Origin of the sequence: Streptomyces katrae, assembly GCF_002028425.1 — a bacterium.
GTDB classification, from domain to species: Bacteria; Actinomycetota; Actinomycetes; order Streptomycetales; family Streptomycetaceae; genus Streptomyces; species Streptomyces katrae_A.
Window position 1 is genome coordinate 4,073,997 of record NZ_CP020042.1, and the last position, 25,434, is coordinate 4,099,430.

General features: G+C 71.7%; 20 protein-coding genes and 4 tRNA genes. 12 read left to right on the forward strand and 12 right to left on the reverse strand.

The window, feature by feature from the left end; translation table 11 throughout:
- Positions 1-43 precede the first annotated feature (43 nt).
- The 3 genes from B4U46_RS18585 (at position 44) to B4U46_RS18595 (ending at position 4,722) form a co-directional block, all read left to right on the forward strand.
- Complete coding sequence (locus tag B4U46_RS18585; protein WP_237292977.1) at positions 44-1,936, forward strand: hypothetical protein; 1,893 nt, start codon at positions 44-46, stop codon at positions 1,934-1,936.
- Positions 1,937-2,229: 293 nt separating this feature from the next.
- On the forward strand, positions 2,230-3,705 hold the full coding sequence (locus B4U46_RS18590; RefSeq protein ID WP_079428884.1) for a N,N-dimethylformamidase beta subunit family domain-containing protein: 1,476 nt from the start codon (positions 2,230-2,232) through the stop codon (positions 3,703-3,705).
- Positions 3,706-3,819: 114 nt separating this feature from the next.
- Positions 3,820-4,722 (forward strand): phosphoribosylaminoimidazolesuccinocarboxamide synthase, encoded by a 903-nt coding sequence (locus tag B4U46_RS18595; RefSeq protein ID WP_079428886.1) that lies wholly within the window; start codon positions 3,820-3,822, stop codon positions 4,720-4,722.
- 44 nt (positions 4,723-4,766) lie between these two features.
- Here the strand turns inward: B4U46_RS18595 and B4U46_RS18600 are convergent.
- The 6 genes from B4U46_RS18600 to B4U46_RS18625 form a co-directional block, all read right to left on the reverse strand.
- Positions 4,767-4,839, reverse strand: a tRNA-Gly gene (locus tag B4U46_RS18600).
- A gap of 24 nt (positions 4,840-4,863) precedes the next feature.
- A complete protein-coding gene (locus B4U46_RS18605) occupies positions 4,864-5,475 on the reverse strand; it encodes a response regulator transcription factor (protein ID WP_079428888.1) in 612 nt (203 codons plus the stop codon).
- Positions 5,472-6,716 (reverse strand): sensor histidine kinase, encoded by a 1,245-nt coding sequence (locus B4U46_RS18610; protein ID WP_079428890.1) that lies wholly within the window; start codon positions 6,714-6,716, stop codon positions 5,472-5,474. Before B4U46_RS18610 ends, B4U46_RS18605 begins: the two co-directional genes overlap by 4 nt.
- Positions 6,717-6,938: 222 nt before the next feature.
- Positions 6,939-7,011, reverse strand: a tRNA-Gly gene (locus B4U46_RS18615).
- An 81-nt stretch (positions 7,012-7,092) separates the two neighbouring features.
- Positions 7,093-7,164, reverse strand: a tRNA-Gly gene (locus B4U46_RS18620).
- Between the two features lie 87 nt (positions 7,165-7,251).
- Positions 7,252-7,569 carry a histone-like nucleoid-structuring protein Lsr2 gene (locus B4U46_RS18625; protein WP_079428892.1) on the reverse strand — a complete coding sequence of 106 codons (318 nt, stop codon included), beginning with the start codon at positions 7,567-7,569 and terminating at the stop codon, positions 7,252-7,254.
- Positions 7,570-7,890: 321 nt separating this feature from the next.
- Here B4U46_RS18625 and purS point away from each other — a divergent pair, with 321 nt between their 5' ends.
- The 5 genes from purS (at position 7,891) to B4U46_RS18650 (ending at position 12,583) form a co-directional block, all read left to right on the forward strand.
- Positions 7,891-8,142: a phosphoribosylformylglycinamidine synthase subunit PurS gene (purS, locus tag B4U46_RS18630; protein ID WP_257790362.1), complete on the forward strand. Its 252-nt coding sequence runs from the start codon at positions 7,891-7,893 to the stop codon at positions 8,140-8,142.
- Positions 8,143-8,144: 2 nt separating this feature from the next.
- A complete protein-coding gene (gene purQ, locus B4U46_RS18635; protein ID WP_079428894.1) occupies positions 8,145-8,825 on the forward strand; it encodes a phosphoribosylformylglycinamidine synthase subunit PurQ in 681 nt (226 codons plus the stop codon).
- Positions 8,822-11,071 carry a phosphoribosylformylglycinamidine synthase subunit PurL gene (purL, locus tag B4U46_RS18640; RefSeq protein ID WP_079428896.1) on the forward strand — a complete coding sequence of 750 codons (2,250 nt, stop codon included), beginning with the start codon at positions 8,822-8,824 and terminating at the stop codon, positions 11,069-11,071. Before purQ ends, purL begins: the two co-directional genes overlap by 4 nt.
- Positions 11,072-11,250: 179 nt before the next feature.
- Positions 11,251-12,042 carry a maleylpyruvate isomerase family mycothiol-dependent enzyme gene (locus B4U46_RS18645; RefSeq protein WP_079428898.1) on the forward strand — a complete coding sequence of 264 codons (792 nt, stop codon included), beginning with the start codon at positions 11,251-11,253 and terminating at the stop codon, positions 12,040-12,042.
- Position 12,043: 1 nt separating this feature from the next.
- Entirely contained in the window at positions 12,044-12,583 is a 540-nt protein-coding gene (locus B4U46_RS18650; RefSeq protein WP_079428900.1) for an META domain-containing protein, read from the forward strand.
- A gap of 6 nt (positions 12,584-12,589) precedes the next feature.
- Here B4U46_RS18650 and B4U46_RS18655 read toward each other — a convergent pair whose 3' ends face one another.
- Positions 12,590-14,014, reverse strand: coding sequence for a sulfatase (locus B4U46_RS18655; protein ID WP_079428902.1), 1,425 nt, complete (start codon positions 14,012-14,014; stop codon positions 12,590-12,592).
- A gap of 116 nt (positions 14,015-14,130) precedes the next feature.
- Positions 14,131-14,226, reverse strand: a complete 96-nt coding sequence (locus tag B4U46_RS40630; RefSeq protein WP_323188240.1) for a putative leader peptide — start codon at positions 14,224-14,226, stop codon at positions 14,131-14,133.
- A 147-nt stretch (positions 14,227-14,373) separates the two neighbouring features.
- On the opposite strand from B4U46_RS40630, the gene purF reads away from it, so the two are divergent.
- Positions 14,374-15,891 carry an amidophosphoribosyltransferase gene (gene purF / locus B4U46_RS18660; protein WP_079428904.1) on the forward strand — a complete coding sequence of 506 codons (1,518 nt, stop codon included), beginning with the start codon at positions 14,374-14,376 and terminating at the stop codon, positions 15,889-15,891.
- Between the two features lie 118 nt (positions 15,892-16,009).
- A complete protein-coding gene (purM, locus tag B4U46_RS18665; RefSeq protein ID WP_079428906.1) occupies positions 16,010-17,080 on the forward strand; it encodes a phosphoribosylformylglycinamidine cyclo-ligase in 1,071 nt (356 codons plus the stop codon).
- Between the two features lie 112 nt (positions 17,081-17,192).
- Here the strand turns inward: purM and B4U46_RS18670 are convergent, their stop codons facing one another.
- Positions 17,193-17,450, reverse strand: coding sequence for a DUF3073 domain-containing protein (locus B4U46_RS18670; protein ID WP_079428907.1), 258 nt, complete (start codon positions 17,448-17,450; stop codon positions 17,193-17,195).
- Positions 17,451-17,760: 310 nt separating this feature from the next.
- Positions 17,761-18,870 (reverse strand): Leu/Phe/Val dehydrogenase, encoded by a 1,110-nt coding sequence (locus tag B4U46_RS18675; protein ID WP_079428908.1) that lies wholly within the window; start codon positions 18,868-18,870, stop codon positions 17,761-17,763.
- Positions 18,871-19,141: 271 nt separating this feature from the next.
- Between B4U46_RS18675 and B4U46_RS18680 the strand changes: the two genes are divergently transcribed.
- Positions 19,142-19,963 (forward strand): hypothetical protein, encoded by an 822-nt coding sequence (locus B4U46_RS18680; protein ID WP_079431844.1) that lies wholly within the window; start codon positions 19,142-19,144, stop codon positions 19,961-19,963.
- Positions 19,964-20,573: 610 nt separating this feature from the next.
- Positions 20,574-20,780, forward strand: a complete 207-nt coding sequence (gene bldC / locus B4U46_RS18685) for a developmental transcriptional regulator BldC (RefSeq protein WP_003949541.1) — start codon at positions 20,574-20,576, stop codon at positions 20,778-20,780.
- Positions 20,781-21,354: 574 nt separating this feature from the next.
- Here the strand turns inward: bldC and B4U46_RS18690 are convergent.
- Together B4U46_RS18690 and hrpA are read right to left on the reverse strand one after the other, a co-directional pair.
- A tRNA-Asp gene (locus B4U46_RS18690) sits at positions 21,355-21,428 on the reverse strand.
- 80 nt (positions 21,429-21,508) lie between these two features.
- On the reverse strand, positions 21,509-25,432 hold the full coding sequence (hrpA, locus tag B4U46_RS18695) for an ATP-dependent RNA helicase HrpA (RefSeq protein WP_079428909.1): 3,924 nt from the start codon (positions 25,430-25,432) through the stop codon (positions 21,509-21,511).
- Positions 25,433-25,434: the final 2 nt, after the last annotated feature.

Consider the following 25,434-nt stretch of genomic DNA (forward strand, 5'->3'; position numbering starts at 1 on the left):
AGGTCCGGCCGTGTCCGGAACCGGTTCGATCGCAGAAGTGGGCGTGCCGTCCGCGCGCTCCCGGGCCCTCGCCGTGCTGCGGGTCCGCAGCAGGGCGCTGGCCGCCGTGCTGCTGCCCGCCGCCCTCGCGGTGGTGCTGGTTGCCGCCCGGATGACGGGCCGGCTGGCCGGCGACCCCTGGCCGGCCGTCACCCTGGCCGTCTGCGCGGTGGCCGCGCTCGTGCTGCTGGCGGGCGGGATCTTCGGTGCCGTGGTGCTGCGGGCGAGGCCCGCCGTGACGCCCACCGTGCCGCTGCCCGAGGCCGCCGCGCCCGACCTGTACCGGCTCGTACGGGACCTGGCCGACCGGATGGGCGTGCCCGCGCCCTCCGCGATAGCCCTGACCCCTGACTGCGACAGCTGGCTGGAGGACCGCAGCCACGGTGCGCACCGCCGGGCCGGCGCGCGGATATCCGCCGGCACGAGCGGAGCCGACCGCCCCGAGTCGCAGCCCGGCGCGGCGCCCGTGCTGGTCATCGGCTCGCCGTTCCTGTGGTGGATGCGGGTCGCGGAGCTACGGGCCCTCCTGGCGCCGGTCGTCGCCGGTACCGGCCCCTCCGCGCACCCGGACATAGCCGACGCCCGCGGCTTCGTCCGGGGGCTGGACGCGGCGGTGGACGTGGGCGGACGGCCCGGCCTGGGCTGGCTCGTCGCCCGGCCCGCCCGGCTGCTGCTGCGGCTGTGCGGTGCGGACGCCGCCGAGATGGAGCGCGGGGTGGCCGCGGCGGCCTCGGATCGTGCACAGGGTGTGGACCAGGCGATGCGCACCGCCGCCCAGGAGCAGGTCGGCCTCGCCTACGCGGGCTGGGACCGGCTGCTGACCCGGGTCGCGCTGCCCGCCTGGCGGATGGGCCGCTGGCCGGCGCACCTCGACGCGGGGGTCGTCTCCGCCCTGACCGAGCTGTCCCGGCGCGACCGGCTGGCGGACGGTTTCGCCTCGCGCCTCGGGGAGCGCCCCGCGTGCGATCTGCTGGAGCAGCCCGGGCTGATCGACGAGGCGGCCTCGCTGCTGGCGGCCCGGCTGTTCCACGGCGGCCCGGCGGAGGCCGGCCCGGAGTGGTCGCCGGTGGACTGGGCGGCGTACCCGGAGGAGGTCGTCGACCGCAAGTGGCGCGTGGAGGCGGCCCGGCTCCACGCGGCCCTCGACGCCCTCTCCGTCCCCTCGGGAGCCGGGCCGTCCCCCGCGTCGGCGGCGGCGCCGGCCGGAGCCCGGGCCGAGGCGCCCGCGCCCGGCGGCGGGCAGACGGCCCGTGCGGCCGGGCAGCCCGCGGCCCCGGCGACAGCCGCGACGACCGCCCGGTCCGAGACCCCGACCGCGTCCGGAGCCGCCGAGCCCGCGGCCCCCGCCGCCGCGCGGGCGGCCGCCCGGGGCACCGCTCAGGCCGCCACCCCCCGGCCCACGCCGCCGCCCGGTGCCGAGGGAGCCCCGCCCGCCCCCGAGCCCGTCCACGACGCCTTCGGCGGGCCGACGCTGGAGCGGGTGCTCGGGTACCTCACGGACCCCGCCGGCGACGGGGCCGCCGGGGAGGCCCTGGCCGGGAGGCTCAGCGGGGACCTCGCGCGGGAGGAACGTACCGCCGACGCCGGCCCGGCCGGCCGCGGCCCCGGCAGGGGTGCCGACGCCCTCCCCCTGTTCCCGCTCCAGCCCCCGCGCAGTGGCCGGGACCTGCTCGCCGACCACGTGACGGCCCTGGTGTGCTGCGCGGCCGTGGACTCGGCGGGCGCCGGCCCCGGCCTGGACTGGCTCGACGGCCCGGTCCTGCTGGTCGACGGCGAGCGCCGGGCGGACCTGGCCCCCAAGGTCCTCTCCCTCGTCGAGGACGGAGACCCGGACCCCCTCCGCGACTGGCTCGCGGAACTGGGCGTCCGCCCGGAAAAGCCCGTCCGGCTCGTCTGAGCCACCTGATTCGGACCCGTAGCACCCCCGCCTCCGGCCCCGGTCGGCCCGCTGCCCCCGCACGCCCAGGGCGGCGGTGCCGGCGGCGCCACCCCGAGGGCCACCCCGGCGCCACCCCACCCGCCACGCGCAAGCGGCGTCCCGGGTTCCGATCCCGTCAATTCGCGACGAACGGTGACGGAGTGAGTGCGTTATGTGATGTGCTGGGATCGGTCGCGACGCGGGTGTCCGAAACCCGCCTCGCACCACCGTGTTCGAGAGACGCGTTCGGGGGCGCGAGGGAGGGGAGCGGAATGGGTTCGGACCAGATCCGGCGGTGGGAATCGGGTGCGCTCGCGCACGCGGTGAACGACCCCTTCGGCCAGGGCCCGCTGCCCTGGTTCCGGGGCAGCGAGGTGTACTTCGACGACACCGGCCAGGTCGTCCCCTGGTACGTGGACCCCGCCCTGGCCCCCGGCCAGACCCCCCCGTCCCGTGGCGGCGGCCCCCGGACCGCCGACGACGTGCACCGGCAGATCAAGGGCTTCACCTCCACCGGGGCCGTCGCCCCGGGCGAGGCCATCGACTTCCACATCACCGTCGACCCGCCCCAGCAGTTCCAGGTCGACGTCTACCGCATCGGCCACTACGGCGGCGACGGCGCCTCGAAGATCACCACCAGCCCCCGGCTGTCCGGCATCGTCCAGCCGCCCCCGCTCACCGCCGACCGCACGGTCTCCTGCCACCACTGGTGGCAGTCCTGGCGGCTCCAGGTCCCCTCGTACTGGAGCATCGGCGCGTACGTGGCCGTCCTCACCACCGCCGACGGCTACCGCTCCCACATCCCCTTCACGGTCCGCGACGACCACCCCGCCGACCTCCTGCTCCTGCTCCCGGACATCACCTGGCAGGCCTACAACCTCTACCCCGAGGACGGCCGCACCGGCGCCAGCCTCTACCACGCCTGGGACGAGGAGGGCCGGCTCCTCGGGGAGCAGGACGCGGCCATCACCGTCTCCTTCGACCGCCCCTACGCGGGCGCCGGCCTGCCCCTGCACGTCGGCCACGCCTACGACTTCATCCGCTGGGCCGAGCGCTACGGCTACGACCTCGCCTACGCCGACACCCGCGACCTGCACGCCGGCCGCGTCGACCCCACCCGCTACCGGGGCCTGGTCTTCCCCGGCCACGACGAGTACTGGTCGCTCCCCATGCGCCGCACCGTGGAACGCGCCCGCGACCACGGCACCTCGCTCGTCTTCCTCTCCGCCAACACCATGTACTGGCAGGTCGAACTGGCCCCCTCCCCCTCCGGTGTACCCGACCGGCTCCTGACCTGCCGAAAACGCCGCGGCCCCGGCCGCCCCAGCCTGTGGCGCGAGGTCGACCGCCCCGAGCAGCAGCTGCTCGGCATCCAGTACGCGGGCCGCGTCCCCGAGCCCGCCCCCCTGATCGTCCGCAACGCCACGCACTGGCTCTGGGACTCCACCGGCGCCGCCGAGAACGACGCCCTCGACGGCCTGGTGGCGGGCGAGGCCGACCGGTACTTCCCGCGCACCCAGCTCCCCGAGCACCAGGACCGGATCCTGCTCGCGCACTCCCCGTACCTCGACGGCGAGGGCGCCAAGCGGCACCAGGAGACCTCCCTCTACCGGGCCCCCAGCGGCGCCCTCGTCTTCGCCTCCGGCACCTTCGCCTGGTCACCCGCCCTGGACCGCCCCGGGCACGTGGACGAACGGATCCAGCGGGCCACGGCCAACCTCCTCGACCGGATCTGCAAGCGCGACTGAGGCGGCCGGGGCGCTCCGGGCCGGGGCCGGCGCACCCCCCTGCCCCGGGCACGGCATCCCGTGCGGGAGAATGGTCCCGCGCCCCGCGCTCGTACAGAACCACAGGGAGACCCCGTGCCCGGATTCGTCGAAAAGCCCGAGCCGGTGCAGGTGCCCGGCCTCGTCCACCTCCACACCGGCAAGGTCCGCGACCTCTACCGCGACGAGGACGGCAACCTCGTCATGGTCGCCAGCGACCGCATCTCCGCCGCCGACTGGGTGCTGCCCACCGAGATCCCGGAGAAGGGCCGCATCCTGACGCAGCTCTCCCTCTGGTGGTTCGAGCAGCTCGTGGACCTGGTCCCGAACCACGTCATCAGCACCGACCTGCCCGCCGGCGCCCCCGCCGACTGGGAGGGCCGCACGCTGGTCTGCAAGAGCCTCGACATGGTGCCCGTCGAGTGCGTGGCCCGCGGCTACCTCACCGGCTCCGGCCTCAAGGAGTACGTCCAGACCCGCACGGTCTGCGGCCTCGCCCTCCCCGAGGGCCTGGTGGACGGCTCCGAGCTGCCCGCCCCGATCTTCACCCCGGCCGCCAAGGCCGAGGTCGGCGACCACGACGAGAACGTCTCCTACGAGGAGGTTGCCCGCACCACCGGCGCCGAGACGGCGGCGCTGCTGCGCCAGACCACCCTCGCCGTGTACGGGCGGGCCCGCGACATCGCCCGCGAGCGCGGCATCATCCTCGCGGACACCAAGTTCGAGTTCGGCTTCGACAAGGACGGCACGCTCGTCGCCGCCGACGAGGTCCTCACCCCGGACTCGTCCCGCTTCTGGCCCGCCGACCAGTGGCAGCCGGGCCGCACGCAGCCCTCGTTCGACAAGCAGTACGTCCGCGACTGGCTGGCCTCCCCGGCCTCCGGCTGGGACTCCAAGGGCGAACTCCCGCCGCCGGTCCTCCCGCAGGGGGTCGTGGCGCAGACCCGCGCCAAGTACGTCGAGGCCTACGAGCGCCTGACCGGCCAGACCTGGAGCTGATACGCCGAAGGCCCCGATCAACCGATCGGGGCCTTCGTTCGCTGAGCGGACAACGCGACTCGAACGCGCGACATCCACCTTGGCAAGGTGGTGCTCTACCAACTGAGCTATGTCCGCCTGTGCGCCGTAGCGCGAGACCTACTATACCCAACCCCGGGACCGGGCGAGACGCACCGCCGTGTGACGGTTCCCGGCGCCCAGCTTCGTGGCCGCCGAGGACAGGTAGTTCCGCACGGTCCCCGGCGACAGGCGGGCCCGCTCCGCGATCTCCGCGACGGGCGCCCCGTCCGCGGCGAGTTCCAGCACCTCGGCCTCGCGGGCCGTCAGCGGGGAGTCACCCGCGCTGATCGCGTCGGCCGCCAACCCCGGGTCCACGTAACGGCCTCCGGCGTGCACGGTACGGATCAGCTCCGCCAGCCGCTGCGCCGAGACCGTCTTCGGGGCGAAGGCCCGCACCCCCGCCGCGAGGGCCCGCTTCAGGTGCCCGGGACGGCCGTGACTGGTCACGATCATGACCTTGCAGTCGGGCAGTTCGGCCCGCAGTGCCGTGGCGACGCTCACACCGTCCGCCCCCGGCATCTGGAGGTCCAGCACCGCCACGTCGGGCCGGTGGGCCCGCGCCATGGCCAGCGCCTCCGGCCCGGAGGCCGCCTCGGCGACGACCGCCAGATCGTCCTCCAGACCCAGCAGGGCGGCCAGCGCGCCCCGGATCAGGTGCTCGTCATCCGCCAGCAGTACCCGTACGGGGCTCACGCCCGCACCTCCACTCGTCGTGCGTCCAGGGGTATCTCGGCACGCAGCCGGAACCGGCCGCCGCCGGCCGGCCCCGCGTGCAGGGTCCCGCCGACGGCCGCGAGCCGCTCCCGCAGCCCCGCGAGCCCGGATCCGGGCGGTCCGGCGGGCGCCTCGGGCACCCCGTCGTTCTCCACCAGCAGGGTCAGGGTGCCCGCGCCCTCCCGGTTCGTCAGCCGGATCAGGCAGCTGCGGGCGTCCCCGTGCCGCAGTACGTTCGTGGTCGCCTCCCGGACCACCCAGCCGAGCGCCGACTGCACTTCGGCCGGCAGTTCCCGCCCGGCCGTCGCGAACTCGACCCGGCAGTCCATCCCGGCCGCGCTGAGTACCCCGCGGGCGCCCTCCAGTTCCACCGCGAGGTCCGCCTCCCGGTAGCCGCGCACGACGTCGCGCACCTCCATCTGCGACTCGCGCGCGATCCGCTGCACCTCGATCATCTGGTCCACGGCCTCGGGGCGTTCGCGCCGGGCCAGCTGCACCGCCAGCTCGCTCTTGAGGGCGATGACCGCCAGGTTGCGGCCCATCACGTCGTGCAGGTCCCGCCCGAACCGCAGCCGCTCCTCCGCGACGGCGAGCCGGGCCTGGAGCTCCCGGGCGTGGTCGAGCTCGTAGACGGTGCGCAGCAGCCAGCCGGAGAACCCGCAGGTGAAGGCGAGGAAGGCAGAGGCCAGCAGGACGCTGACGAAGTACCCGACGACCTCGTTCGACGGCAGGCCCAGCGCGGCGGCGGCCACAGCGGTCCCGGCCGCGGCGGCCGGGGGCACGTACCTCATGTGCCGGACCTTCTGCAGGGTCATCACGAACGATCCGCAGCCGAAGCAGCTCACCCCGACCACCATGCCGGGCGCCGCGGTCGCGTCGAGCCCGGCGAACCGGCGCAGACAGATGAGGAGGAGCACGGCGGCGGAGGTGAGCACCATGGTCACCACCGCGAGCCGCACGGGCCGTTCGCGCCGGCCGCTCACCCCGTCCAGGGCCCTGGAGGAAAGGAACCCGACGAGGACGGAGTGCGCGCAGACCACCAGGAAGGCCGCGGTGGGGACGGCCGGGGAGTGCGGGGAGAGCTTCCCCTGGACCGTGAAGGCCATCGACCCGAACGAGAAGATCTCCACGAGCACGAAGAAGTGGAACGACCAGCGCGTGTACACCTCGACCTTGCCCGCACTGCTGCGGTTCTTCCACCACCCGGTCAGCTTCGACACGACCCGTCCCCCCGGCCCTTCCCTCGTCCAACGGCGCGGTTCCCACCGGAACCACCGCTGGACAGCATGCTCCAAGGCTCCCGGCGGGCCGGGCGGGGGAGCAGTGCGCGTTGTCATCACCCCCGATGACATTTGTCATGGGGGGTGAGCCGTGCCACAAAGGCGCAACGGCACGACACAACGACAGAGGCCCCGATCGAAGATCGGGGCCTCTGTCATCTGAGCGGACGACGCGACTCGAACGCGCGACATCCACCTTGGCAAGGTGGTGCTCTACCAACTGAGCTACGTCCGCATACCCAGCTACGACCCGAGAGCCGTTGGCTGTGTGCCTCACTCTACCTGATCCACGACCGTGGTCGGTAAAGCGATGCAGAGCGGGTGACAGGGATTGCACACTGCGCCTCCCCCCTGGAAGGGGGGTGTTCTGCTACTGAACTACACCCGCACGACTTCGGTTCCCGGCCTTCCGGCCTGGCCCCTCGGCGTGATCCACACATTAGCCGATCGGAGGGGGTGCATGGCAAATCCGGGGTCAGTGGGCGTCGTTGTAGGCCGCGTAGACCGCCTTCGGGATGCGCCCGCGCGGAGGCACGTCGTGCCCGTTGGAGCGGGCCCAGGCCCGGACGACCGCCGGGTCCGGGGCGACGGCCGTGTGCTTGAAGGCCTTGCCCGAGCGGGACTGGCGGCGGCCGGCGGCCACGAAGGGCGCCAGGCTCTTCCGCAGTTTCTTTGCGTTCGCCACATTGAGGTCGATCTCGTAGGACTTACCGTCCAGGGCGAACGTGACCGTTTCCGACGCTTCCCCGCCGTCGAGGTCGTCGGAGATCGTGACTACTACGCGCTGCGCCACGGATATCGGTCCCTTCGTGCGCCTCGCCGCGCGCGCTGACGTGCGGTGATGTCGCCTGTGTGGATGTTTCGGTGGAATACGTCAAACCGTCGGAATCCCGGCTGATTCCTTTGTACCGCGAATCCCATTGAATTGCGAAGCCCAGTTAATTCCCCCCGCGTGTCCCGCCGCAATGCCGGGCGAGTGGTTTTCCGGTGGATTTTGCGAAGCGTTGGTGAAGCCGAAACCGCGGGCCCCTCGCCCCCGCCCGATATCTACCCGCGTAGAAATTTTGGCCGGGTACGCTGAGGGAACCGCCTTGCACCAACCACCTCATCGGGAGTGCCAGTGGCACGCGTCGTAGTCGACGTCATGCTCAAGCCGGAGATCCTCGACCCCCAGGGCCAGGCGGTGCAGCGTGCACTGCCGCGCCTGGGCTTCGAGGGGATCGCCGACGTCCGCCAGGGGAAGCGCTTCGAACTGGAAGTGGAGGGAGAGGTCGACCAGGCCGCCCTCGACCGCATCCACAAGATGGCCGAAACGTTCCTCGCCAACACCGTCATCGAAGACTTCACCGTGAAGGTCGAGGCCTGACGGTGACCACTCGCATCGGTGTCGTCACGTTCCCCGGAACGCTCGACGACCGTGACTCGCTGCGCGCCGTCCGCCTCGCGGGGGCCGAGCCGGTCTCGCTGTGGCACCGCGACAAGGACCTGCACCAGGTCGACGCGGTCGTCCTCGCGGGCGGCTTCTCCTACGGGGACTACCTGCGCGCCGGGGCCATCTCCCGCTTCTCGCCGGTGATGGAGACCATCACCGAGCAGGCCAGGGCCGGCATGCCGGTCCTCGGCATCTGCAACGGCTTCCAGGTCCTCACCGAGGCCCACCTGCTGCCGGGGGCGATGCTCCGCAACAACCACCTCCACTTCATCTGCCGCGACCAGAAGCTGCGCGTGGAGAACGCGCAGACCGCCTGGACCGGCGACTACGAGCAGGGCCAGGAGATCTCGGTCCCGCTCAAGAACATGGACGGCCGGTACGTCGCCGACGAGCGCACGCTCGACGAACTGGAGGCCGAAGGCCGAGTGGCCTTCCGGTACGTGGACATGAACCCGAACGGCTCGCTGCGCGACATCGCCGGGATCACCAACGCCGAGGGCAACGTCGTCGGCCTGATGCCGCACCCCGAGCACGCGGTCGAGCCGCTGATCGGGACCGGCCGCACCGACGGCCTCCCGTTCTTCACGTCGGTCCTGAAGAAGCTGGTCAGCGCATGAGCCTCGACACCGTAAAGAACGCCACCGAGACCCCGGACGCCTCCCAGCCCTGGAAGGAACTCGGCCTCAAGGAGGACGAGTACGCCCGGATCCGCGAGATCCTCGGCCGCCGTCCCACCGGCGCCGAGCTCGCCATGTACTCCGTCATGTGGTCCGAGCACTGCTCGTACAAGAGCAGCAAGGTCCACCTGAAGCAGTTCGGCGAGAAGGCCCCCGAGAACGACGCCATGCTCGTCGGCATCGGCGAGAACGCCGGCGTCGTCGACGTCGGCCAGGGCTACGCGGTCACCTTCAAGGTCGAGTCGCACAACCACCCGTCGTACATCGAGCCCTACCAGGGCGCGGCCACCGGCGTCGGCGGCATCGTCCGCGACATCCTCGCCATGGGCGCCCGCCCGGTCGCCGTCGTGGACCCGCTGCGCTTCGGCGCCGCCGACCACCCCGACACCAAGCGCGTCCTGCCGGGCGTCGTCGCGGGCATCGGCGGCTACGGCAACTGTCTGGGCCTGCCCAACATCGGCGGCGAGGTCGTCTTCGACGCCTGCTACCAGGGCAACCCGCTGGTCAACGCCGGCTGCATCGGCGTGATGAAGCACGAGGACATCCACCTCGCCAAGGCCTCCGGCCCCGGCAACAAGGTCATCCTCTACGGCGCCCGCACGGGCGGCGACGGCATCGGCGGCGTGTCCGTGCTGGCCTCGGAGACCTTCGACGACAGCAAGCCCACCAAGCGCCCCGCGGTCCAGGTCGGCGACCCCTTCCAGGAGAAGCTCCTCATCGAGTGCACCCTGGAGATCTTCAAGGAGAAGCTGGTCGCGGGCATCCAGGACCTCGGCGGCGCCGGGCTCTCCTGCGCCACCTCCGAGCTGGCCTCGGCCGGTTCCGGCGGCATGCGGGTCGAGCTGGACACCGTCCCGCTGCGCGACGCGACGCTCTCGCCCGAGGAGATCCTCATGAGCGAGTCGCAGGAGCGCATGTGCGCGATCGTCGAGCCGCAGCACGTCGCCCGCTTCATGGAGATCTGCGAGAAGTGGGACGTCATCGCCACCGTCATCGGTGAGGTGACCGACGGCGAGCGCCTGGAGATCTTCTGGCACGGCGAGCAGATCGTGGACGTGCCCCCGGGCACCGTCGCCCACGAGGGCCCGGTCTACCACCGCCCCTACGCCCGCCCCGAGTGGCAGGACGCCCTCCAGGCCGACGACGCGGGCCTGCTGCCCCGCCCGCAGACCTCCGAGGAGCTCCGCGCGCAGGTCCTGGCCCTGGTCTCCTCCCCGAACCAGGCCTCCAAGTCCTGGGTCACCGACCAGTACGACCGCTTCGTGCAGGGCAACACCGTCCTGGCGCAGCCCGAGGACGCGGGCATGGTCCGCATCGACGAGGAGTCCAACCTCGGCGTCGCCATGGCCACCGACGGCAACGGCCGCTACGCCAAGCTCGACCCGTACACGGGCGCGCAGCTGGCCCTGGCCGAGGCGTACCGCAACGTCGCCGCGACCGGCGCCAAGCCGCTGGCCATCTCCGACTGCCTGAACTTCGGCTCCCCCGAGGACCCGGGCGTCATGTGGCAGTTCGCCGAGGCCACCCGCGGCCTCGCGGACGGCTGCCTGGAGCTGGGCACCCCGGTGACCGGCGGCAACGTCTCCCTCTACAACCAGACGGGCGACGTCGCGATCCACCCGACGCCGGTCGTGGCGGTCCTCGGCGTCATCGACGACGTCAACCGCCGCACGCCGATGGCGTTCAAGGAGACCGGCCAGCTGCTGTACCTGCTGGGCGACACGGCCGAGGAGTTCGGCGGCTCGGCGTGGTCCCAGGTCGTCCACGACCACCTCGGCGGCCTGCCGCCCAAGGTGGACCTGGGCCGCGAGAAGCTCCTGGCCGACATCCTGATCTCGGCCTCGCGCGACGGCATGATCGACGCCGCGCACGACCTGTCCGACGGCGGCGTGATCCAGGCGCTCACCGAGTCCTGCCTCAAGGGCGGCAACGGTGCGCGGATCGTCGTCCCCGAGGGCCTGGACGCGTTCACCTTCCTGTTCTCCGAGTCCGCGGGCCGCGCCATCGTGTCGGTCCCGCGCAGCGAGGAGCTCCGCTTCACCGACATGTGCGGCGCGCGGGGCCTCCCCGCCACCCGCATCGGCGTGGTGGACGGCGAGGAGATCGAGGTCCAGGGCGAGTTCACCCTCCCCCTGGCGGAACTCCGCGAGGCCCACGAGGCCACGATCCCGGCCCTCCTGGCCTGATCCCGCCCCGGCGCCCGCCGCACCGAGCCCCCGTCCGGCCCGTCCGGACGGGGGCCCGGCCGTTCCCGGGACCGGTTGGCGGCGAGCCCGGCTCGACGAGGTGTTCAGGGCCTACGCCGCCGCGACGGCCGCACGCCGAGGCTGCACGGGGGCTGAGCCTCCCCCAGTAGGGTCGGGGCATGGCGCCCGGGAAGAAGAAGACGCGTACCTACGACCAAGCGAAGATCCGCGCGGCCGTCACCGCCCAGTTCGGGCATGTCGCCGCAGCCGTGCGGGACTTGGGGGCGGCGGAGCTCGCGCGGCCCAGCGGGGTCGGGGAGTGGAGCGTCGGGGACCTCGCCGGGCACATCGCCTGGATCGCGGACTCGCTGGCCGGGGGGCTGGCCCGGCCGCCGGCCGCCATCGCCGAGCTGAGCGCCGTCGAGTGGCCCTTCGCCACCGCCTCCCTCGCCGGGAAGATCTCCGAGGCCGCCCGGGAGACCCTGGCCGGCGCCCCGCTCGCCGAGCTGTTCGAGCGGGCGGGCGCGCGGATGGCCGAGGCCCTGGAGGCGAACCCCGGCAGCCGGGTGATGCACCTGTGGATCGGGGACATGACCCTCGCCGACTTCCTGGTCACCCGGACCGTGGAGCTCGTGGTGCACACCGACGACCTGAACCGGGCCACCGGCCTGGACATCCCCCTGGAGCGGCAGGCCCTGGCCGCCTGCACCCGGCTGCTCGCCGACGCCCTCGCCGTGAAGGCGCCCGGCGGGGCGGTGGAGGTGCGGATCCCGCCCTTCGCCGTGGTCCAGTGCGTCGAGGGCCCCCGGCACACCCGCGGCACCCCGCCCAACGTGGTCGAGACCGACCCGCTGACCTGGCTCCGGCTCGCCACCGGCCGGACCGGCTGGGCCGAGGCCCTGGAGGAGGCCCGGGTCAGCGCCGGCGGCGAGCGGGCCGACCTGTCCGGGCTGCTGCCGCTGATGAGCTGAGGTGGAACCGGAGGCAGCCCGGGCCCGTCCCAGCGGCATGCGCATCCTCAGGCACCCCGCCGGGCCCGCCGCCGCAGGGCTGGTCCTCGTCCTGGCGGCGCTGACCGGCTGCACGGCGGCCCCGCAGGGCGGGAGCGGCATCCCCGTGACCGGCCGGATCACCGCCACGGCCCCGGAACCGGCCGCCGCCGCCCCGCTGACCGTGACCGACTGGACCGTGACCGCCCTGTCCGGCGCCCCGGTCCCCGCCGGAGCGGCCGACCGGGCCCGGTTCACCCTGGCCCCCGACGGCACCGCCGGCGGCAGCCTCGGCTGCAACCGGTTCAGCGCCCCGGCCGCCGTCACGGGCAACACCGTCACCTTCGGCCCGGTCACCAGTACCCGCATGGCGTGCGAGGGCCCGCCCGGCGAGGTCGAGCGGACGCTCACCGGCCTGTTCGGCGCGGGCCCGCTCGCCTGGAAGATCCACGGGCGCACCCTCACCCTCACGGCCGCCGACGGCCGGACCCTGACCGCCGAGGCGGCCTCGGCCGCCGAGTGAGCGGGCTCAGGCCGGGTACGGGAGCAGCCCCGCGTCCGTCTTCTCCCAGGCCGCCCGCAGCTCCGCCAGGCGGCCCGGTTCCGCGGCGGCCCGGTCGGCCTGCTCGCGCACGTCCCCGGCCAGGTCGAACAGCTGGTCCCGGCCCGACCTGCCGCGGTAGTACTTCCAGTCGCCCCGGCGCAGCGCCCGCTCCCCGCGCACCCGCCAGAACAGGTCGCGCTCGGCGATCCCCTCGCCGCGCAGCAGGTACCCGGCCAGGCTCACCCCGTCCAGCGGGTACGCCGGGTCCGGGCGGGCCCCGGCGACCTCCAGCAGGGTCGCCGTCCAGTCGGGGCTGAACACCGGGACCCGGCTGACCTGGCCGCCGTCGATCCGGGCGGGCCAGCGCAGGATGTTCGGCACCCTGATCCCGCCCTCCTGGAGGGAGGCCTTGTTGCCGGAGAGCGGCCAGTTGTAGGAGAAGCGCTCGCCGCCGTTGTCGCTGGAGAAGACGACCAGGGTGTCCTCCTCCTGGCCCGAGCGCTTCAGCGCGTCCAGCACCTGGCCCACCGAGCGGTCCAGGTCCTCCACCATCTGCCGGTACTTCTCCACCGAGCCGCCGTCCTGGTGCCACAGCGCCCGGGCGTCGCCCGCCTTGATCCGCCGGACGATCCCGGCGCTCTCCGCGGTGTCCCCCTCGGCGATCCACGGCCAGTGCGGGGTGGTGAAGTTCAGGTTCAGCAGCCAGGGCTTGCCGTGGTGGTCGCGCGAGACGTACTCGCTCGCCCGCTCCGTGATGATCCTCGTGTAGTAGCGCAGGTCCTTGTACTCGGCGTCGCCCTCGTACAGGTCGTACTCGCCGCCCAGGCCCAGCTTGGAGTAGTACTCCAGCGCCCCGCCGAAGTTCCCGAAGAACTCCTCCCAGCCCGACCGGGTGGGGCTGTAGTCCGGCAGGTAGCCGCAGTGCCACTTGCCGATCAGCGCGGTGGCGTACCCGCCGGCGCGCAGCAGCGAGGCGAGGGTGGGGTGCGTGGGCTCCAGTCCGGCCGACTTGTCGGCGATCGGCTCCGCCAGACCGCCCTTCGTACGGGCCGGGTACCGGCCGGTGTACAGGCTGAAGCGGGTCGGGGAGCAGGTGGCGGAGCCGGAGTAGGCGTCCGTGAAGCGGACCCCCTCGCGGGCGAGGCGGTCCAGGTTCGGGGTCTTGATGTGCGGGGACCCGTACGAGGACAGATCGGCCCAGCCGAGGTCGTCGCCCAGGATGAACAGGATGTTCGGGCGCCGCGAGTGGCGGCCCCGCGCGGCGCGGAACGCGCGCTCCCGAGGGGCCGCACCAGGGGCCTCGGCGGCGTGCGCCGGACCGGCGCCCAGGCCCGCGGCGGCGGCCGCCGCGGTCGCTCCGACGGCACCTCCGAAGGCACGGCGGGACAGCTTGCTGTTGGACGAAGACACGAATACTCCAGGACAGGGCTCGGCAGCCTACGCCCCGGGCGCGCACGGGACGGCGCGCGGCACGGCGGAGCGGGGCACGGCGGAGCGAAATCAGGAAAAGGGAGGAAGAGTTGTGACTACGCGCAGCGGCGACAGATGGCGCTCGCGACACGGACCAGGTCCACGTGTCGGCGCTCTACGAGGGTGACGGCACGGTCACCGAGGGGCTGCATGGGGCGAGAGCCTGTACGAATGCCCTCGTAGATGTCAACAAAAGATCCGAATACCGAGACGGAGGCATCCGGTCACCCTCTGTGCTGTGACATTTCCCGGCCTTCCCCAATTCGGACCAGTGGTCGATCTCGCCTACACTCGGGAACGTGCCTCGTGGTGATGGACGACTCAACCACGACCTGCTCCCCGGCGAGAAGGGCCCCCAGGACGCTTGCGGCGTCTTCGGTGTCTGGGCTCCGGGTGAAGAGGTCGCCAAGCTCACCTACTTCGGACTGTATGCACTGCAGCACCGCGGACAAGAGTCCGCGGGAATCGCTGTGAGCAACGGTTCCCAGATCCTCGTCTTCAAGGACATGGGCCTCGTTTCCCAGGTCTTCGACGAAACCTCCCTCGGTTCGCTCCAGGGTCATATCGCGGTCGGTCACGCCCGCTACTCGACCACCGGAGCGTCCGTCTGGGAGAACGCTCAGCCCACTTTCAGGGCGACCGCCCACGGCTCGATCGCCCTGGGTCACAACGGCAACCTGGTGAACACCGCCGAGCTCGCCGAGATGGTCGCCGACCTCCCCCGTCAGGACGGCCGCGCCACCCAGGTGGCGGCCACCAACGACACCGACCTGGTGACCGCCCTCCTCGCCGGCCAGACCGACGACGACGGCACGCCCCTGACCATCGAGGAGTCGGCCGCCAAGGTCCTCCCCCAGGTCAAGGGCGCCTTCTCGCTGGTGTTCATGGACGAGGGAACCCTCTACACCGCCCGTGACCCGCAGGGCATCCGCCCGCTGGTCCTCGGCCGCCTGGAGCGCGGCTGGGTGGTCGCGAGCGAGACCGCCGCACTCGACATCGTGGGCGCCAGCTTCGTCCGCGAGGTCGAGCCGGGCGAGCTCATCGCGATCGACGAGAACGGCCTGCGCACCTCGCGCTTCGCAGAAGCGAAGCCCAAGGGCTGTGTGTTCGAGTACGTCTACCTGGCGCGCCCGGACACCGACATCGCCGGCCGCAACGTCTACCTCTCGCGCGTCGAGATGGGCCGGCGCCTCGCCAAGGAAGCCCCGGTCGACGCCGACCTGGTGATAGCGACGCCGGAATCCGGCACGCCCGCCGCCGTCGGCTACGCCGAGGCCAGCGGGATCCCGTACGGCTCCGGCCTGGTCAAGAACGCCTACGTCGGCCGGACCTTCATCCAGCCCTCGCAGACGATCCGCCAGCTCGGCATCCGCCTCAAGCTCAACCCGCTCAAGGAAGTCATCCGGGGCAAGCGCCTCGTCGTCGTCGACGACTCGATCGTCCGCGGCAACACCCAGCGCGCCCTCGTGAAGATGCTCCGCGAGGCCGGCGCGGCCGAGGTCCACATCCGGATCTCCTCGCCGCCGGTGAAGTGGCCGTGCTTCTTCGGCATCGACTTCGCCACCCGGGCCGAGCTGATCGCCAACGGCATGACGGTCGACGAGATCGCCACGTCGCTGGGCGCCGACTCGCTCTCGTACATCTCGCTCGACGCGATGATCGAGGCGACCACCATCCAGAAGCCCAACCTCTGCCGCGCCTGCTTCGACGGCGAGTACCCCATGGAGCTGCCCGACCCGCAGCTCCTGGGCAAGCAGCTCCTGGAGAACGAGCTCGCGGGCGGCACCGACGCCGCCGACGCGCTCCGCCGCCCGTAGGCCCGTGGGCCGGCCCTTCCCGGGCCGGCCCGGCTCCACCTGCGCCGAGCCCTGTCTTTGAGGCTTCTCCCGGGGCCCGGCACCACACGCAGCAACGACACGAAAGCTCTCGCCTGTCATGACTGAGAAGACCACCGGGGCCAGCTACGCAGCCGCCGGCGTCGACATCGAAGCGGGCGACCGCGCCGTCGAGCTGATGAAGGAGTGGGTGAAGAAGACGCAGCGCCCCGAGGTCCTGGGCGGCCTCGGCGGCTTCGCCGGCCTCTTCGACGCCTCCGCCCTCAAGCGCTACGAGCGCCCCCTGCTGGCCTCGGCCACGGACGGCGTCGGCACCAAGGTGGACATCGCCCGCCAGATGGGCGTGTACGACACCATCGGCCACGACCTGGTCGCCATGGTCATGGACGACATCGTCGTCTGCGGCGCCGAGCCGCTCTTCATGACGGACTACATCTGCGTCGGCAAGGTCCACCCCGAGCGCGTCGCGGCCATCGTCAAGGGCATCGCCGAGGGCTGCGTCCTCGCCGGCTGCGCCCTGGTCGGCGGCGAGACCGCCGAGCACCCCGGCCTGCTCGGCCCGGACGACTTCGACGTCGCGGGCGCCGGCACCGGCGTGGTCGAGTACGACCGCCTCCTCGGCGCCGATCGCATCCGTACGGGGGACGCCGTCATCGCGATGGCTTCGTCCGGCCTTCACTCGAACGGGTACTCGCTCGTCCGGCACGTCCTCTTCGACCGCGCCGGGATGTCCCTCGACCAGCACGTCGAGGAGTTCGGCCGGACCCTCGGCGAGGAGCTGCTGGAGCCGACCAAGATCTACTCGCTGGACTGCCTGGCCCTCACCCGTACGGCCGAGGTCCACGCGTACTCGCACATCACCGGCGGCGGCCTCGCCGCGAACCTGGCCCGGGTCATCCCCGACCACCTGCACGCCACGGTCGACCGCTCGACCTGGACCCCGGGTGCGGTCTTCGACCTGGTCGGCAAGGCCGGGAACGTGGAGCGGCTGGAGCTGGAGAAGACCCTGAACATGGGCGTCGGCATGATGGCCGTGGTCCCGCAGGAGTCGGTGGACGTGGCCCTGACCGCCCTGGCCGACCGGGGCGTCGAGGCCTGGGTCGCCGGCGAGATCCTCGACCGGGGCGACCACACCGAGGGTGCGACCCTGACCGGCGACTACGCGGTCTGAGCAGCGCGGAAACCCGGTCCGGGGCAAGGCCCTGGACCGGGTTTCGACGTTCTTGAGCTGTCAGCCGGCAGGAGCCGGCCTGTGCAGATGCCCGAAGCAGAGGTGCTGCGCGTCAGGCCCCACGACGGTGCGCCGTCGGACCGGACTCGTCGTCCTCGTCCTCGTCGTCATCGTTGTAGAGATCCGCGTACTTGGCGTACGGGTCGTCGTCGTCCAGATCGTCATCGACTTCGACCGGCGCGCTGATCAGCGGCTCTGTCGGCGATGCGCCCAGCTCATTGGCCAGACGCGTCAGGTCGGTCCCGCCGCTGTTGTACTTCAGCTGGCGGGCGACCTTTGTCTGCTTGGCCTTGGCCCGGCCGCGCCCCATGGCTCGACCCCCTCGGTGACGGGGCTCGACGGCCCCAGAGTCTGACACGCGTTCATGGTTCGGAGCGGGCTCTCCGTGGAGAGACCGTCCGTAGGGGTTTAACGGTACCTGCTTCCGCGGCCATACGGTACGCCGCCCGCATGACGTGCCTCTCCACAGAACCAGCGGGACACCCCGTACTCGCTGGTCAGCTGCGATTTTAACGCTTTCCTGGCCGCCGACCCGCCGAAGCGCAGTGAGTTCCGTCTCGCCGCGCTCCGGCGGGTCCCCGGCCGGGGTCAGGCGGGCGTCTGCCCGGACCCCGGCGGGGCTATGCCTTGCGGGCCGCCGCGCGCGCGGCGAGGGCGTCGGCCATCCGCTGCTCGGCGATCCGGTCGGCCGCGGCGGCCGGCGGGATGCCGTCTTTCTTCGCACGTGCGAATATCGCCAGCGTGGTGTCGAAGATCTTCGAGGCCTTGGCCTTGCACCGGTCGAAGTCGAAGCCGTGCAGCTCGTCGGCGACCTGGATCACGCCGCCCGCGTTGACCACGTAGTCCGGGGCGTAGAGGATCCCGCGGTCCGCGAGGTCCTTCTCCACGCCCGGGTGGGCCAGCTGGTTGTTGGCCGCGCCGCACACGACCGAGGCCGTGAGCACCGGGACGGAGGCGTCGTTCAGGGCGCCGCCGAGCGCGCAGGGGGCGTAGATGTCCATGCCCTCGGTGCGGATCAGCGCCTCGGTGTCGGCGACGGCCGAGACCCTGCCGCCGGGGTGCTTGTCGAGGATCTCGCGCACGGACTCCTCGCGGACGTCCGTGATCACGACCTCGGCCCCGTCCTCCAGGAGGTGCTCCACCAGGTGGCGGCCGACCTTGCCGACGCCCGCGACGCCGACCTTGCGGCCGCGCAGGGTCGGGTCGCCCCACAGGTGCTGGGCGCTGGCGCGCATGCCCTGGAAGACGCCGAACGCGGTGAGCACCGAGGAGTCGCCGGCGCCGCCGTTCTCGGGGGAGCGGCCGGTGGCCCAGCGGGTCTCGCGGGCGACGACGTCCATGTCGGCGACGTACGTGCCGACGTCGCAGGCGGTGACGTAGCGGCCGCCGAGGGACTCCACGAAGCGGCCGTAGGCCAGCAGCAGTTCCTCGCTCTTCAGGACGGCCGGGTCGCCGATGATCACGGCCTTGCCGCCGCCGAGGTCGAGACCGGCGAGGGCGTTCTTGTACGACATGCCGCGCGAGAGGTTCAGCGCGTCCCGGACGGCCTCCTCGTCCGAGGCGTACGCGTGGAAGCGCGTGCCGCCGAGGGCGGGGCCCAGGGCGGTGGAGTGGATGGCGATGACGGCCTTGAGTCCGGTGGCCCGGTCCTGGCACAGCACGACTTGCTCGTGGCCGCCCTGCTCACTGCGGAACAGGGTGTGCAGGACGCCGTCGGTCATTTCGGTCACGGTGGTGACTCCCATGGAAGAGATGCGGCGGAAAGACGCCCGCCCTGCGGGTGGGGGAGGGCGCGCTGGGAGCAGAGTAAGACCTGCGGCGGGCGCTGGTGGCCGTTGTCCGGGGATCGGAACGCCCCGGGGTCCGGCGCGGGTGCCGCCCCGGTCGCCGGACGGCCTTTCCCGTCCGCGAGTTGGAGGTGAACCGGGGCGCCAAAGCGGGGAGGACGAGGGGGTGAGCGAATCCCCCGACCTCCGGCCGCCGTCGGCGCGGCCCGCGCCGATGGTCCCGTACGCGTCCTACCTGAGGATCTACGAGCCCCTGGCCTCCTTTCCGGAGCCCGAGCGCACGCACTGGGCGGCGTATGCCCGGCGCGGCCCCGCGCCGACCGCGCAGGACGAACTGCGGCGGTCCCTGTCCGACTTGGTCCGGGTCCCGGTGGTCGGCGTGCCCGTGCACGAGAGCGGGGACGCCTTCACCGCCGAGCTGGACGGGGTGCTGCTGGTGTGCCCGTGGCGGACGCGGCTGCGCGGGTGGCTGGCCCTGGAGGAGCTGGTGGCGAGCTTCCCGGCGCCGGTGCTGGACGCGGCGCTGCCGCCGTCGGCCCGGCGCAGGGCCGCCGCGGAGTACGAGGCCTGGCGCGAGCGGAACCCCGACGCGCGGCCGTGGATCCGGACCGGGGTGTGGCAGGTGCCGCTGCGCTGGTTCGTGCTGGTGGCGGACGAGGAGCGGGAGTACCTGCCGGGGGAGCGGCTGCGGTACCGGACGCCGATGGTGCAGGCGCGGCGCCGGCTCGCGCGGGGGCTGCGGACGCTGCGCGAGGCGGAGGACCGGGGGCGGCCGGGGTACGGGCCGCTGGCCGAGGGGCTGGCGGAGGTCGGGCGCTGGCTGGAGGAGTTCCACCCGAGGTCGATGGTCGAACTGGACTACGGCGGGCTGCTCCACACCCTCCCGGCTGACGCACTGGCCGAGGACCGGTCGGCCCGCGACCTCGCGGAGGGGATCGCGGCCCTCCGCGCGGGGGACGAGGAGGGTGCGGTGGCGGTGTACGGGGAACTGGCCCGGCGCTGGAGGACGGTGAGGGAGAGACTTTTCGCGAACTAGAGGCAGCCTTGACCCTTTCCGGAGGCGGGGTCTGCGTAGATCATGGACGTACCTGTTCGGAACCCGTTCGGACGCTACACGTATCGCCCGTATCGGTCATGATCGGCCGAATGGCCCACAAGTCGCAGATCAGGGGCTTGATCACGGTATTAGGGTCTTTGTTCCAGGACCTACGTCCCGATCCGGGCCATTGGCTCAAGCGTGACGGACCGCACTATCCACACCCTTGCGCCCATCCCCTATCCTCATGCCAAAATAGGACAAGGAGTCCGGGGAGGGTTCCTTCCGCCCAACTAAGGGCGGAATGCTCGGTATTGCACTCTATGGGGGGTCTGACGACTCCTGATCGCTCTGTGACTGATCGTCACAGTGGGGTGACTGTCCGTTATAGGGCGGTCCATCGGCTTCCGCCGCTGATGAACACCTCGGAGGGCAATTCCATCGGTTTGGCCGTCGAGGCTGGACGGATGGTGTAGTTGTAGTGCCGAGGACAAGCCGTTCGTCCTATAACCGACTCGGCCTGCGTATGTCCATTTCGGGCAACGTGGGCCAAGGTGCAGAATTTAGAGGAAAGAACCGAGATGGTTCGGTTCTCCCGAGGAGGCCGCTCATGACCGCTCGCACCCCTGATGCCGAGCCGCTGCTGACCCCGGCTGAGGTTGCCACCATGTTCCGCGTGGACCCGAAGACGGTTACCCGCTGGGCCAAGGCCGGCAAGCTCACGTCCATCCGCACCCTGGGTGGACACCGCCGTTACCGCGAGGCCGAGGTCCGCGCACTGCTCGCGGGAATTCCGCAGCAGCGCAGCGAGGCCTGAGGTCCCGCAGCACCACCGCTTTAAAGGGTGCGCATCGGATCCCCCAATCCGATGAACCCACACAGCTTCACACGGCAGGGCCTGCCCCAACAGGCGCAGTCGTCGATCGCGCTGGACTCCGCCGGGTCCAGCGCGATTTTTTTGTCCCCGGAGGCGCCTGCCCGGGTAGGTGCCATTGCACATATTAAATCGAGCGGGCGTAGGGCTCCGATAAACGCGCGACTCCCGAAAACTCGTGTGGTGACTCCCGTCACACCTGATGGCTCTTGTACATCCGGCAATGCACCCCGTAAAGGGATGTCCCGCGCAGAGCGCCTCATGCGAATGGGGGATTTCTCCCCTCTGGGCGATGTGCACCCCGAGCCGCCGCAGTGGCCCTGGAAGGCCCGTGGGCGCGAGGGGTGGCCTTGGGGGTCCGGGAGGTCGGCCGGGGCCGCCTGAGGCGCCTCCAGCGGCGCTGTGAGCCCCGCGTGATCACGAGGTGGCGGAGCGCGTCCGCATGGCCGGGGGCTGCCGGAACCGACAACGCGTCAGGGCCCGTATCCCTTGCGGGATACGGGCCCTGACGTTTCTGCGATCCTGACGGGACTTGAACCCGCGACCTCCACCTTGACAGGGTGGCGAGCTAACCAACTGCTCCACAGGACCTGGCACGCGGCCGATCACTCGGCTGCGAGACAGAACTGTACAGCAGCCCGGGGGCGGGGTCGAACCAGGCCGCCCCGCGATCACGGAGCGAGGGCGTCCACCGCCTTCACGATGCGCTTGTCCGAGATCGGGTACGCCGTCCCCAGCGCGTGCGCGAAGTAGCTGACCCGCAGCTCCTCGATCATCCAGCGGATCTCGGTGACCGCCTCCGGCACGGGCCGCCCCTTCGGCAGCTGCTCCAGCAGCCACAGGTACTCGTCCCGCATCTCGTGGACCTTCTCCATGCGGGTGGTGTCGCGCTGGGCGCCCGTCGGCATCTGCTGGAGCCGCCGGTCGGCCGCCACCAGGTAGCGCATCAGGTCCGGCAGCCGCTTCAGCCCGGTCAGCGTCACGAAACCGGCCGGCACCAGGGCCGCCAGCTGCGCCTTCACGTCCGCGACGTTCGCCATCAGGGCCAGGCTGTTGGTGGCCTTCAGCCGCCGCTCGCAGGCCTGCCAGGCCGCCAGGACCTGCTGCACCTGCCCCACGGTCCGCACGGTGGTGTCCACCAGGTCGGCCCGCACCGCGTCGAACAGCCGGCGGAAGCCCGCCTCGTCCCAGGCCGGACCGCCGTGGTCGGCGATCAGCTTGTCGGTGGCCGCGGTCGCGCAGTCGTCGAACAGCGCCTGGATGGAGCCGTGCGGATTGCGGGAGAGGGCCAGCTTCTGCTGGTTGGTCAGCTTGTCCGAGGCGAACTTCGCCGGGTTCACCGGGATGTTGAGCAGGATCAGCCGCCGGGTGCCCAGCCACATCGCCTGCTGCTGCTCGGCCTCGGTGTCGAAGAGCCGCACCGCGACGCTCGTCCCCTCGTCCACCAGCGCCGGGTAGGCCTTCACCGGCTGCCCGGCCCGCCGGGTCTCGAAGACCTTCGCCAGGGAGCCGATCGTCCAGTCGGTCAGCCCGGAGCGCTCCACCGACTCCCCGCCCGCCCGTTCGGCGGTGGCGGCCGCGGCCTTGGACAGGGCCTGGCGGGCCTTCGGCTTCAGCTGGAGGCGCAGGGCCTCCAGGTCCTTGGCCTCGGCCAGCTTGCGCCGGCGCTCGTCAACGATCCGGAAGGTGATCTTCAAGTGGTCCGGGATCCGGGAGAGGTCGAAGTCCTCCGCCGAGACCGGCACCCCCACCATCCGCTGGAGCTCGCGCGCCAGCACCACCGGCAGCGGCTCCTGGAGCGACGGCGGCTTCTCCAGGAAGCGGGAGGCGTAGTTCGGCGCGGGCACGTAGTGCCGGCGGATCGGCTTGGGCAGCGAGCGGATCAGCTCGGTGACGACCTCCTCGCGCAGACCCGGGATCTGCCAGTCGAAGCCCTCCTCGGTGACCTGGTTCAGCACCTGGAGCGGGATGTGCACGGTCACACCGTCCGCGTCCGCACCCGGCTCGAACTGGTAGGTCACCCGGAACTTCAGCTGCCCCTGCCGCCAGGAGTCCGGATAGTCGGCCTTGGTGACCCCGGCCGCCTTCTCCGTCAGCAGCATCTCGCGCTCGAAGTCGAGGAGTTCGGGCTCCTCGCGCCGCTTGTGCTTCCACCAGGAGTCGAAGTGCGCCCCCGACACCACGTGCTCGGGGATCCGCTGGTCGTAGAAGTCGAACAGGGTCTCGTCGTCCACGACGATGTCGCGGCGCCGCGCCCGGTTCTCCAGCTCCTCGACCTCGGTCAGCAGCTTGCGGTTGTCGGCGTAGAACTTGTGGTGGGTGCGCCAGTCGCCCTCGACCAGGGCATTGCGGATGAACAGCTCGCGCGAGACCTCGGGATCGATCCGGCCGTAGTTGATCTTCCGCTGGGCGACGATCGGCACCCCGTACAGGGTGACCTTCTCGTACGCCATCACGGCCGCCTGGTCCTTCTCCCAGTGCGGCTCGCTGTACGTGCGCTTGATCAGGTGCTGCGCCAGGGGCTCCACCCACTCGGGCTCCACCTTGGCGTTGACCCGCGCCCACAGCCGGGAGGTCTCCACCAGCTCCGCCGACATCAGGAACTTCGGCTGCTTCTTGAACAGCGCCGACCCCGGGAAGACCGCGAACTTCGCGGACCGCGCGCCCAGGTACTCGTTCTTGTCGGTGTCCTTCAGACCGATGTGCGACAGCAGGCCGGCCAGCAGCGAGATGTGGATGTTCGTCTCTGCGGCGTCGGCCTCGTTGACGTGGATGCCCATCGTCTTCGCGACCGTGCGCAGCTGGGCGTAGATGTCCTGCCACTCCCGGATCCGCAGGAAGTTCAGGTACTCCTGCTTGCACATCCGGCGGAAGGAGGCCGAGCCGCGCTCCTTCTGCTGCTCGCGGACGTAGCGCCACATGTTCAGGAAGGAGAGGAAGTCGCTGGTCTCGTCCTTGAACCGGGCGTGGTTCTGGTCCGCCTGCGTCTGCTTGTCCGACGGGCGCTCGCGCGGGTCCTGGATCGAGAGGGCCGCCGCGATGACCATGACCTCGCGGACGCAGTTGTTCTTGTCCGCCTCGACGACCATGCGGGCCAGGCGCGGGTCCACCGGCAGCTGGGAGAGCTGCCGGCCCATCGGGGTGAGCCGCTTCTTGGGGTCCTTCTCCGCCGGGTCGAGCGCGCCGAGCTCCTGGAGCAGCTGGACGCCGTCGCGGATGTTGCGGTGGTCCGGCGGGTCGATGAAGGGGAACTTCTCGATCTCGCCGAGACCGGCCGCGGTCATCTGGAGGATGACGGAGGCCAGGTTCGTCCGCAGGATCTCGGCGTCCGTGAACTCCGGCCGGGCGTTGAAGTCGTCCTCGGAGTACAGCCGGATGCAGATGCCGTCGCTGGTACGGCCGCAGCGGCCCTTGCGCTGGTTGGCGCTGGCCTGGCTGATCCGCTCGATGGGCAGCCGCTGCACCTTGGTGCGGTGGCTGTAGCGGGAGATGCGGGCCGTGCCCGGGTCGATCACGTACTTGATGCCGGGGACCGTCAGGGAGGTCTCCGCGACGTTGGTCGCCAGGACGATCCGGCGGCCGGTGTGCTGCTGGAACACCCGGTGCTGCTCGGCGTGCGAGAGGCGGGCGTAGAGCGGCAGCACCTCGGTGAAGCGGAGCTTCTTCTTGATCAGGGCGTCGGCGGTGTCGCGGATCTCCCGCTCACCGGAGAGGAAGACCAGGATGTCGCCCGGGCCCTCGCCCTGGAGCTCGTCGACGGCGTCGCAGATCGCGGTGATCTGGTCACGGTCGCTCTCCTCGGACTCCTCCTCCAGCAGCGGCCGGTAGCGCACCTCCACCGGGTACGTACGGCCGCTGACCTCGACGATCGGGGCGTCGCCGAAGTGGCGGGAGAAGCGCTCCGGGTCGATGGTCGCGGAAGTGATCACGACCTTGAGGTCGGGGCGCTTGGGCAGCAGCTGGGCCAGGTAGCCGAGCAGGAAGTCGATGTTGAGGCTGCGCTCGTGGGCCTCGTCGATGATGATCGTGTCGTAGGCGCGCAGCTCGCGGTCCGTCTGGATCTCGGCGAGCAGGATGCCGTCCGTCATCAGCTTCACGAAGGTCGCGTCCGGGTTCACCTGGTCGGTGAAGCGGACCTTCCAGCCGACCGTCTGCCCGATCTCGGACCCCAGCTCCTCGGCGATGCGCTCCGCCACCGTGCGGGCGGCGATCCGGCGGGGCTGGGTGTGCCCGATCATCCCCCGGACGCCGCGCCCCAGCTCCATGCAGATCTTGGGGATCTGCGTGGTCTTCCCGGAGCCGGTCTCGCCCGCGACGATCACGACCTGGTGGTCGCGTATCGCCTCGGCGATCTCGTCCTTCTTCTGGCTGACGGGAAGGTTCTCGGGATACGTGACCTCCGGCATGCGCGAGGCGCGGCCGGCCAGTCGCGCGGCGGCCTTCTCGGCCTCCGCGGCGATCTCGTCGAGCACGGCCTGCCTGGCCTCGGGCTTGCGGATGCGGCGGGCGCCCTCGAGGCGGCGGCCGAGGCGGTGCGCGTCCCGGAGGGAGATCTCTCCGAGGAGCGTCTGCAGGGCGGCGAAGGAAGTAGACATAC

Coding starts and splice junctions, on each gene's coding strand:
- B4U46_RS40630 (WP_323188240.1), bottom strand. CDS start 14,226: ATGCAGCCCCTCGGTGACCGTGCCGTCACCCTCGTAGAGCGCCGACAC.
- bldC (WP_003949541.1), top strand. CDS start 20,574: ATGACCGCTCGCACCCCTGATGCCGAGCCGCTGCTGACCCCGGCTGAG.
- purL (WP_079428896.1), top strand. CDS start 8,822: ATGAGCCTCGACACCGTAAAGAACGCCACCGAGACCCCGGACGCCTCC.
- purM (WP_079428906.1), top strand. CDS start 16,010: ATGACTGAGAAGACCACCGGGGCCAGCTACGCAGCCGCCGGCGTCGAC.
- B4U46_RS18680 (WP_079431844.1), top strand. CDS start 19,142: ATGGTCCCGTACGCGTCCTACCTGAGGATCTACGAGCCCCTGGCCTCC.
- B4U46_RS18645 (WP_079428898.1), top strand. CDS start 11,251: ATGGCGCCCGGGAAGAAGAAGACGCGTACCTACGACCAAGCGAAGATC.
- B4U46_RS18590 (WP_079428884.1), top strand. CDS start 2,230: ATGGGTTCGGACCAGATCCGGCGGTGGGAATCGGGTGCGCTCGCGCAC.
- hrpA (WP_079428909.1), bottom strand. CDS start 25,432: ATGTCTACTTCCTTCGCCGCCCTGCAGACGCTCCTCGGAGAGATCTCC.
- B4U46_RS18670 (WP_079428907.1), bottom strand. CDS start 17,450: ATGGGGCGCGGCCGGGCCAAGGCCAAGCAGACAAAGGTCGCCCGCCAG.